The sequence below is a fragment of the Mesorhizobium sp. WSM4837 genome (assembly GCF_055811435.1).
The window spans coordinates 1-9,400 of record NZ_JBVVQE010000124.1; the positions used below are offsets into that span (position 1 = coordinate 1).

Annotated in this window: 6 protein-coding genes and 4 pseudogenes; 7 read left to right on the forward strand and 3 right to left on the reverse strand. The window is 58.4% G+C overall.

Annotated elements, in window-relative coordinates:
- The first annotated feature begins 773 nt into the window (after positions 1 to 773).
- Genes AC0L3D_RS35160 through AC0L3D_RS35170 form a run of 3 tightly spaced genes read left to right on the forward strand, consistent with a single transcriptional unit; the run spans position 774 to position 3,613 of the window.
- Positions 774 to 1,892 carry an ABC transporter ATP-binding protein gene (locus AC0L3D_RS35160; RefSeq protein ID WP_473647374.1) on the forward strand — a complete coding sequence of 373 codons (1,119 nt, stop codon included), beginning with the start codon at positions 774 to 776 and terminating at the stop codon, positions 1,890 to 1,892.
- On the forward strand, positions 1,885 to 2,796 hold the full coding sequence (locus AC0L3D_RS35165) for an ABC transporter permease (RefSeq protein ID WP_473647370.1): 912 nt from the start codon (positions 1,885 to 1,887) through the stop codon (positions 2,794 to 2,796). The genes AC0L3D_RS35160 and AC0L3D_RS35165 overlap by 8 nt, the downstream gene beginning before the upstream one ends.
- Complete coding sequence (locus tag AC0L3D_RS35170; RefSeq protein ID WP_473647371.1) at positions 2,789 to 3,613, forward strand: ABC transporter permease; 825 nt, start codon at positions 2,789 to 2,791, stop codon at positions 3,611 to 3,613. Before AC0L3D_RS35165 ends, AC0L3D_RS35170 begins: the two co-directional genes overlap by 8 nt.
- A gap of 317 nt (positions 3,614 to 3,930) precedes the next feature.
- Here AC0L3D_RS35170 and AC0L3D_RS35175 read toward each other — a convergent pair.
- Positions 3,931 to 4,942, reverse strand: a pseudogene (locus AC0L3D_RS35175) (IS110 family RNA-guided transposase); the annotation flags it as partial.
- Between the two features lie 334 nt (positions 4,943 to 5,276).
- Here AC0L3D_RS35175 and AC0L3D_RS35180 point away from each other — a divergent pair.
- Positions 5,277 to 5,828: pseudogene (locus tag AC0L3D_RS35180) on the forward strand (IS110 family transposase); the annotation flags it as partial.
- 18 nt (positions 5,829 to 5,846) lie between these two features.
- Here AC0L3D_RS35180 and AC0L3D_RS35185 read toward each other — a convergent pair.
- A pseudogene (locus AC0L3D_RS35185) lies at positions 5,847 to 6,330 on the reverse strand (transposase); the annotation flags it as partial.
- 287 nt (positions 6,331 to 6,617) lie between these two features.
- Between AC0L3D_RS35185 and AC0L3D_RS35190 the strand changes: the two are divergent.
- The 3 genes and pseudogenes from AC0L3D_RS35190 to AC0L3D_RS35200 form a co-directional block, all read left to right on the forward strand.
- Positions 6,618 to 7,721 carry an ABC transporter substrate-binding protein gene (locus AC0L3D_RS35190; RefSeq protein WP_473647372.1) on the forward strand — a complete coding sequence of 368 codons (1,104 nt, stop codon included), beginning with the start codon at positions 6,618 to 6,620 and terminating at the stop codon, positions 7,719 to 7,721.
- A gap of 336 nt (positions 7,722 to 8,057) precedes the next feature.
- Positions 8,058 to 8,333 (forward strand): hypothetical protein, encoded by a 276-nt coding sequence (locus tag AC0L3D_RS35195; RefSeq protein WP_473647373.1) that lies wholly within the window; start codon positions 8,058 to 8,060, stop codon positions 8,331 to 8,333.
- Between the two features lie 200 nt (positions 8,334 to 8,533).
- Positions 8,534 to 8,642 (forward strand): annotated as a pseudogene (locus AC0L3D_RS35200) (porin); the annotation flags it as partial.
- A gap of 47 nt (positions 8,643 to 8,689) precedes the next feature.
- Here the strand turns inward: AC0L3D_RS35200 and AC0L3D_RS35205 are convergent.
- Positions 8,690 to 8,896, reverse strand: coding sequence for a hypothetical protein (locus tag AC0L3D_RS35205; protein WP_473647375.1), 207 nt, complete (start codon positions 8,894 to 8,896; stop codon positions 8,690 to 8,692).
- Between the last annotated feature and the right edge of the window lie 504 nt (positions 8,897 to 9,400).

Below are 9,400 nucleotides of genomic sequence, written 5' to 3' on the forward strand. Positions count from 1 at the left end.
GACCTCCTTCGCAGCTTCGGGTGCGACAAAGTCACGACCGGCATCGGACGAAGCGGGGTCGTGGCGGTGATCCGGGGGCGACATTGAGCATCTTGCAGGCTTCAGCCAACGTGACTTCGCCGCGCTCGCCCCATTCGCCATCTCTATAGACCACAATGTCACGCCTGTTTCGGAAGCCCCGCACACGCGGACTGTGTTCATCCATTCGATCGACCTGTCCTCTTTCCTAGTCGGTGCGCGCTGCGTAGTGGTGTGCTAGCGGGCCAGCATGCGGGAATGAACCGTCGCGATCGATCGAGCTTACTCGCGTTGAGTCGATGAGGCGGCGTGAAGATTCTCGCTTTTTCGCGGGGTGCGGTGCCCCGGGGTCCGAAGTTGCTAGGGTGTCAAGCTACACGAGGAATTGACATAAAGAAGGAGCCAAAAAAATGTGCGGCATTCTGTGGATGGATTGATTTCGATCGTGGCCTCGCAGGTCCCGACGCGCGAAGCGAGCTTGCCAATGTGACGGCGACTACCGAAGAATGGCTGGGCGAAACGAGGTCAAGATCTTGCTGGAATGCCTGGATTGCGGGATGACCTCCTGTGGCAGAAATCGAAGACCTTTCCGGCATAACCAATAGGGCCAGATCATAATCTGCGCGGACTTGGTGCTCGACCTCCCTGTGTCTAGCATAACCGCGTAAAACGGCAGAGACCGTTCGGATCGGGTCGGCGTGAACGGTGGATGTCAGCCCGATGTGAGTTCAAGCGACAACCAGAGTGGGAACACAATGAAAGGTGAAAGAGTCACCGTCCGCAAAATCGCGAAGCGCTACGGATCGGTCACGGCAGTAGAGGATGTGTCTGTCGATGTGAAGCCGGGAGAGTTCCTGTCGCTCCTCGGGCCCTCGGGTTCCGGCAAGACGACCCTGTTGATGATGATCGCGGGTTTTGAGCTTCCATCTGCGGGTCTCATCGAGATCGGCGCAACCGATGTCACGCATGTTGCTCCCAACAAGCGCAATGTCGGGATGGTGTTCCAGAAATATGCCCTTTTCCCGCACATGTCAGTGAAAGACAACGTCGCCTTCCCCTTGCGTATGCGCAAAATCGATCGCGCTCAGATCGAGCGGCGGGTCGGCGAAGCGCTCGCCATGGTCCAGCTCGACGCCTACGGCAGCCGGATGCCGACCCAATTGTCCGGCGGCCAGCAGCAGCGTGTTGCCCTCGCGCGGGCGCTAGTCTTCGAGCCCCCCGTGCTCCTGATGGACGAGCCCCTCGGCGCACTCGACAAGAAACTACGCGAACAGTTACAGATCGAGATCAAGATGCTTCAGCAGCGTCTTAGTGTCACGGTGATCTATGTGACCCACGATCAGGAGGAAGCGTTGACCATGTCGGATCGCATCGCGGTCATGCAGAATGGCCAGATCGCCCAGATCGGCAGCCCCACCAGTCTGTACAGCGAGCCCGCCTCTCCGTTCGTCGCGGAATTCATCGGCAAGATGAACTTCCTGCCGGTCGAATATCTGGGATCCGAGAAGGCCGGCCACCAGATCAGGGTCACCGACGCCTCGACGCTCAGTGTAACGCGCTCGCTTAACGGACACGCCTTTGAGCTTTCTCCCGGACTATCGCTGCAGGCCGCGATCCGGCCGGAGAACATTTCCCTTGCCGCACGCGGCTTCGGCGGCCAGGACGCCATTGCCGGTACGGTGGACACCTCAATTTATCTCGGCACACACCAGATTCTTCTGGTCAACATTGACGGACGAAGCGATCCGCCGCTGCATATTCACGCGCCGGCAAGCCGTGATCTGTCGGCATTCGAGCGCGGCGATGCGGTCGACATCGTGTTCCAAACCAATGCCATTCACCTTTTTTCAGGCAGGGCGACTGCCAATGCGTAGCCTCAAGGCAGGACCTGCAACTTCGACCTTGGCGACGCGTTCGCGCCTCTTTCTGGTCACCGGAACCAGTGGCAGGTACCCCCCGCTCCTGACGGCATTGCTGCTGCTGCCCCTGGTTCTGCTCCTCATCTTCAGCTTCCTTTACCCAGTTGGTCGCATGCTGGTCGGTAGCCTCTTCGACCCCAGTTTCACCCTCGACAATTATGTTCGCATGTTCACTGAGCCGCTTTATCTGAAGGTTCTGCTGCGCACGCTCTGGATCGCATTCGCCACAACGCTCGGTGCTTTCGTACTTGGATATCCGGTTGCCTATTCCATGGCACGCACACGCGGCACGCTCACCCTCTGGATTGCAGCCTGCGTCCTGATCCCGTTATGGACCTCTGTCCTTGTGCGGTCCTATGCTTGGAACATTCTGCTGCAGCGCAGGGGCGTCATCAACGACATTCTCATTGGCACCGGCATCATCGAACAGCCGCTCAAGCTGATCTATACAGAAGGCGCTGTCATCGTCGCCATGACACATGTGCTGATTCCTTTTATGATCCTACCCATCTACGGTGCGCTAAGGACAATTCCAAAGGAACTGCCTCAGGCCGCCGCAAACTTGGGCGCCGGGGTATTCACCACGTTTTTCCAAATCACCTTGCCGCTGAGCCTGCCCGGCGTGTTCGCGGGCACGCTGATGACCTTCATCCTGGCGCTCGGTTTCTACGTCACGCCAGCCCTCGTGGGCGGGCCCCAGACACTAATGATGGCGACGTTGATTGGACAGCAGACGACGGTTCTGCTCGACTGGCCGTTCGCAGGCGCGCTGGCGACGGTTCTTCTCGTGGTTACCTTAGTCCTCACTTTCATGTTCCGCAGGGTCCTGGCCACCTTTGGAGGATTCGGCAATGTCTGAGATCATCGCCCTCAGCCAGGAGCGCCCGTTTCGTCCTCTTGCGCTCGGCAAGATCGCCGCCGGTCTCCTTGTTGCTCTCATACTACTCTTCCTGATTCTGCCCACCCTGATCGTCATACCGATCTCGTTGGGCAGTGCTCCCTATATCGAATTCCCGCCCTCGGGGCTGACTCTGCACTGGTACGTGGAGTATTTCAGTGACCCTGACTGGATCGCTGCGACGCTTTTCAGCCTGCGCATCGCTTTCTTTACCACGATATCGGCGACCATCATCGGAACTCTCGCTGCTGTCGCCCTGGTTCGAGGCGATCTGCCGGGGAAATCGCTTGTTCTCGGTTTGGCCCTCGGCCCCCTGATTGTCCCCCATATCATTATCGCGATCGCGCTCTATCTGTTCTTCGCGCCGCTTCGCCTGACGGGGAGCTTCTTCGGCTTTCTGATGGCGCACACAATGCTGACCGTTCCCTATGTGGTCCTGTCCGTCTCCGCATCGCTTCAGCGCTTCGACCCCATACTCGAAATGGCTGCCCTTAATTGCGGGGCCGGACGCGGCCGCGCCTTTTTCGAGATTATCCTGCCACAAATCACCCCCGGTGTTATCGCAGGCGCGGTTTTCGCTTTCGTCTCCTCGTTCGATGAGGCGACTGTGGCCTTCTTCATATCGGGCATTGAAGGCAAGACAATAACCAGAAAGCTGTTCGAGGATATCGACTTCAATCTTACGCCAGTTATCGCCGTTGTCTCCACGATCATCGTCGCCGTCTCGTTCCTAATGATGGGCGCGATACGTCTCGCCCAGAACAGGCCGAATACCTGACCGGCTCCGCCGGATTCGCCCTTTTCCGGCGGTACCTGGGTAAGAGTTCCCAGCACAAACGGGGTCAACGGACGGTGCCTAGGTGTTTAGATCGGTTGTCTAATCGCGGGGGGACGTCAAGTATCTTGCACTTCTGAGACGCGTGTGCCGGGTGGCAAGGTTATCTTCGCGGTCAACATCGGTTGCCGCATAATGGATTTCGCGGGGGAGCTTTCAATGTATTCGACGCACTCAGCTGAGCCAGCGGTGCGATCCCATCTAGCGGAATGGCTCTGCCCACGTCCCGGCAGGACGTCTCGGCGCGCCCAAAGACTGAACGCTGCTCCAGCGGTCCGGTCGAAGAGCTCGCCGGTCTTGAGCATCGCATGCATTGTCACGGCCAGTTTGCGGGGTACGGCAACGGCGGCTCGTTTGAAGCCGATCGTCTCCCCGAGTTTTAGACCCCATATTCGCAGGCCGCTATCAGCCGAACTGCGGGTTAGAATGACCGTCGCAGCTTCGTAGAGAAGCCCTCGCAAATGACGATCGCCCCGTCGGGATCTGTGGCCATCATAGTCGACCTCTCCCGATTGATACCGTCGGGTCGTCAGGCCAAGCAGGGCGCGACGGAGCGGGATTTCTTGAAGTTATCCGGCTCCTCAATGGCGTCACGAACGAAGTCGCGGTGATCGCGCCGACACCGGGGATCGACATGAGTATCTGACACGCTCGGCTTTGACGCGCACCAGCGACAAGCTGACGCCCGAGTTCAGCGGCCCGAACGCGCATGCTGCGCCAGGCTTCCAGCATCGGCAGCACGATTGGAGTGAGCCCGTCTTGGTCGACAAGGAGATTGCGGACATTCCTCTCGAACGTGCTTCCTTTGCCGGCGGGAACAAGCAGTCCGAATGTCTTCATGAGCCCTCGGATCTGGTTTGAGAGTTCGGTCGTGATCCTGACCAGCCTGGTGCGTGCCGCCACGAGCGTGCGCGTCAGCATGCTGTCGAAGCCTTTCACCTGCACTTCACGAAAGAACCCCACCTCCCAAGATACGCTAAACCGTCCGCATCATTAGCGTCGGCTTTGTTCGCGGCCATATCGAGCGCTGCTTTGGCATGGCGCGCATCGATGCAGATCGAAGGCAATCCCTCTGCGCGGACCGCATGATAGAACAATACGGATAAGGGTCCGGACACGACGGGCTTTGCGGCCGGCGCTCGCTTGCGGACAAGCTCGGCAATGACCTTTGGATCAGAGGCATACTTGCCGCGCCAGATCCGCTTGCCTTCACGTCGGATCGACACCGCCCGTCCCTTTCATCGACACGTCGAGACCGATATATTCTTCCATGGCTGTTCTCCATTCGATGCTTGGGCCCGGTGCGAATCGTGAGCCGTATTGCAATCCTGTCGGGGAACAGCCACCGCTTGCGCATTTCGCAAAAGCCGGACAGTGATTCCGCTAAGTCGCGGACAGCTGTCCGGGACTTAGTGAAATCGGCGTCCGGGACTTACCGAAACACGCACCGCTTCCATAACTCTTGGTTTCAGGGCGACTCGCTCCCGCGATTACCCCATGTATTCGGCTTGAGCCCTGTCTGCGACAGCAATGGTTAGGGATGCAGCGTTTCGAGCTGATTTAGCGTGAGGGTGTCGCCTGACAAGCATCAGGAAAGCAAGGCTGCATGAAGCATTACGCTGGACTGGGGCGTCTCTCCCAAAGAGACTTCGATCTGCATCGTGGACGAAACGGGTTCGATCTGCCGGGAGCTGAAGGTGCTCAGCCACCCGGAAGACCTTGCTTGGCACTCCCGGCCTCCGCATTGCTACTAGTCCGAATCGGGCTGGAAGCTGAACCGTTGTCACACTGGCTGTTCAGCCGGATGGCCGAAGCAGGCTTGCCCTAGTCTACATCGAGACCCGCCACATGAACGGGTTCCTCAAGGCGCAGGTGAACAAGACCGACCGATGCTCGCGGCATCGCCCAGATGATGCGGGTCAACCTCTTCCCGCCAGTGCACGTCAAGACAGTAATGAGCCAGCAGCGCCGAGCCCTGCTCACCGCTCGAAAGCTGCTGCAGAAGAAGGCCATCGCGATCGAGAATGACATCCGCGGCTTGCTGCGTAACTTCGGCCTCAAGGTGGGCATCACCGGTAAGGTGGGGTTTGAGGTCCGGGTACGGGAACTTGCTGACGTATGCCTGGCGGACATCACCGCATCCCTGCTCGCGGCCAGGCATTCGCGCGTCACGTCATCGACGATATTGAGGGAACAGCCGTCGATAGCCGAAGCGCCGGCGCTTGTCCGCGAGGTCACGCAGCCGACCACCACGCAGCTCCGTCTCTGGCGCTCGTCGAGACTGGTAGCGGATCATCTTGCGATCGGCGCCGACGAAGGAACAGGCCCGACGCTCCGATAGGCCCATGACGGCCCGCAGATGCGCTACGGCTTCGCGCTTGGCCGCGGGCCCTACCATTTTTTGACAGAAGCTCGCACAATGCCGAGGCTCGAGCATCTGGTCGGCGAGCAGCTTCTTCTTCAGCTTGGCGTTCTCGTCTTCCAGAGCTTTCAGCCGCTTGGCGTCAGAGACGTCCATCCCGCCATACTTGACCTTCCAGTTATACAGCGTCGCCTCCGGACCCCGTGCTTGCGGGCAAGATCGCCCACCTTCGCGCCCACTTCATGCTCGCACAAACCGCGATGATCTGCTTTTCCGTAAACCGCTTTCTCTTCGTCAGTCCGTCCTTCAATCAAGGCCCGGACTCTAATCTCAGACGGAGGAAATTCTCAGTGGCAGGTCAGCAGGTCACCTGACGTGTTGGACGACCGTGCAAGGCGGGAAGTCCAGCGAGCGATTCCGTCAGTTGCAAGGAGCATGCGATCTAGGGTTACCGCCGCCACAGCCTTCTATAGCCTCGCTATCATAACAATCGATAGCCAAACATAACAAAGCCTGTCTGACGGGGGCCGTCATTTGGCGGAAGCTAAAGCTCTGGAAGTCGCCTACCACAAGGGAGAAATTGGAATGATCAGCAGACGCGACATACTCCGGTTGAGTGCTGCAGCAGCCACGAGTTCACTTGTACCGTGCCTGGCCTTCGCCCAGGCTACATCGTCACTAGTCCAGAGCGCGAAAGCCGCAGGCCAAGACCGGGTGATAATCCAGATGGGGAGCGGCACCTACCGAGAAATCATGGAAGAGCTCTTTTATCAGCCGTTCACAAAAGAGACTGGAATCGCAGTTGCTGCGATCGATAGCACCGAAGCCGACAATATCGCACGCATCAAGGCAATGAGCCAGACGCACACTGTTGAATGGGACGTTGTGGGGCTGAGTTATGATCTTGCGTTGTCGTCAGAGATGAAACCGTACTTCGACGATTTCGGGAAGACCTGTGAAGATTTGCCAAACGTTAGCACCAATGGTGTGGAAGGATCCTGCTTCGAAAGCGCGGTCCTTTGGGATCCTGGCGGTTCGCTTCTGACCTACGATGAAAGAGCATTCCCCGACGGCGGGCCGTCCACCTGGGCGGAGTTCTGGGATGCGGACAGATTTCCAGGACCTCGGTCGCTGCCGAACTTTAGTCCTCAAACAGTGCTCATGGCGGCGCTGATGGCTGACGGTGTTGCACCTGACCAGCTCTATCCGCTCGACCTAAATCGCGCTTTTGCAAAGCTTGATCAATTGCGCCCCCACATTTCCGTCTGGTGGACGAGCGGAAATCAAAGCCAGCAATTGTTCCGCTCTAGAGAGGTGGTGGCCTCAATGCTCTGGAGCACTCGCGCTTCCGGATTGCAAAAGGAAGGCGTCCCGGTTCGTTTCAGTTGGAACGGAGCGATATTCGAAGCGACACTCTTGGGTTTGTTAAAAGGGGCGCCACATCCCCTGGCAGCCAAAGCGCTCCTTGACTTCATGTATACTCGCCCAGAGGCACATGCCGCATTTATGGAAAAGATGTTCGCTGCTTTGCCAAATAAGAATGCAGCGGCGTTGCTTGACCCTAAAGTCGCATCGCAACTGGTCACCGCGCCAGACAATCGATCAAACGTAGCGAGAATGGACGGCGACTGGATTGGTGCCAATCGCTCTGTAATGTTTGAACGTTGGAACGCTTGGATAAGTGGGTGAGACCATTCCGGGGTGGGAATGGTTTCCCGCTGACACAGCAGCCTTCCGAACTATCGGCGTCGGATGGTCCCCTATGTGGCCAGTTCGAGGTTACTCCGGCTTGCCCGTCAATCGTCGCGCAAAACTGACCGCACTTTTGAATGTGCTCCTGAGGCAGATTGCGCAGCGCGGTCAGTCGCGTCGATCGGGCATCTAGGCTATAGCTCTCAGATTGGTGCTTGAAGCGCCAGGAATTCGTCTGGCGCTCTGGGGCATAACAAGTCGATCGTGGTAACCAGATTTCGTTTGGCCGCGGCTCGACCCCGAACGAATGCCATCGAGAATGGAGTCCTTTTCATGCCAAATAGACGTCATTTCATCAAAGGTGCCGCAGGGTTTGTTCTCATTTCCTCGATTCCTGGTCTCTGGTCATCGCGGGTAATGGCCGCCTCCATCGACGAGTTGGTGGCAGCAGCCAAAGCGGCGGGGCAGACTAAGGTGATTCTTGCTATCGGAGGGGGCGCCTTTCTTGACGTGGTGAAAGAGCTATTCTTCGATCCGAGACAGGGATCGAGACAATCTTTGATGTCGGCGGCAGCTACGACTCGCGCACAGCACGTCTGCGCGCCATGAGCGAAGCAAACGCGATGGAATGGGACATTATCGCTACGCCCTTCGATGCCGCGCGCGCACCCACAGGTTAAGACTGCTAACCGCACCGCAGAACTGGTCCAATGTAACGAAGCCGGATGTGGTTTGGGTGGCGGAGAACCGGCAGAGCGTCATTGAGCGGTGGACTGCCTGGGTAAGTGGATTAGTCGACGGGTGGGAGCATTGAGGACGGCAGCATCAACGACACCTGGCACAAGAAGGCTCGCCTGCCGCTGAGGACCTGGACTGGTCAGGAAAACAGAACTCGGCACCTTGAAGACCTACACAGAACCCGCTTCAAGGTATTCTGACGCGCCTGCACGCTGTCGGCGCTGAGCCTACTGCTGTGGATGTTCGGAAGAGAGCCGTTGCGCCGCGCTTCTTGGGCTCCGTGAGCCAGCACTGAAGGGCCTGCTGTGCTTGGTGAGCGGTGTACTTCGCTCCTTCCGGCCCTTGCCAACGCATCGCACATGGGCACCGCGGTCGAGTATCACCGAGTCCCGATCGAGATCGACGATCTCCGAGACTCGCAACCCCGTTTGCACAGCCAGCAACAGCAGAGTGTGATCGCGCCGTCCCAGCCATGTGCTGCGATCCAGACAGCCAGGATCGCTTCAATGCGATCTAGGCCATTTCCGGCTCGCATCGACGAAGGCCGCATGATTGACACACGCGCGTGCGCGCGGCCGGCTCTCTGATGGCGTTGCGTGAAGGTCAGGCGGTCTGCTGATCGACGGGCTTGGGGGCTTCGCGCAGGCGCTTCCATTCCCACGGGGCAGTAGTTCGTGCAGACGCGAGACGGGAAGATCGGTGCCCATAGTGTGGCCGTCGCAAGTCACATGAGGGAGAGCCGTCCATCCCAACAGGTCAACGGTCCAACTCTATCCAAATCGAGAGGAAGTTCCGGGTCGCAGGTCAATAGGTGCGTGTTTCAGTAATTCCCGGACACCCTTTTCGCTAAATCCACCACAGTGGAGTGCACCCCCAGACTGAGACAAGGCAAATCGCGGACAGTTTCCCTGCAAGAGAGGAAACTGGGGCATGGCCGG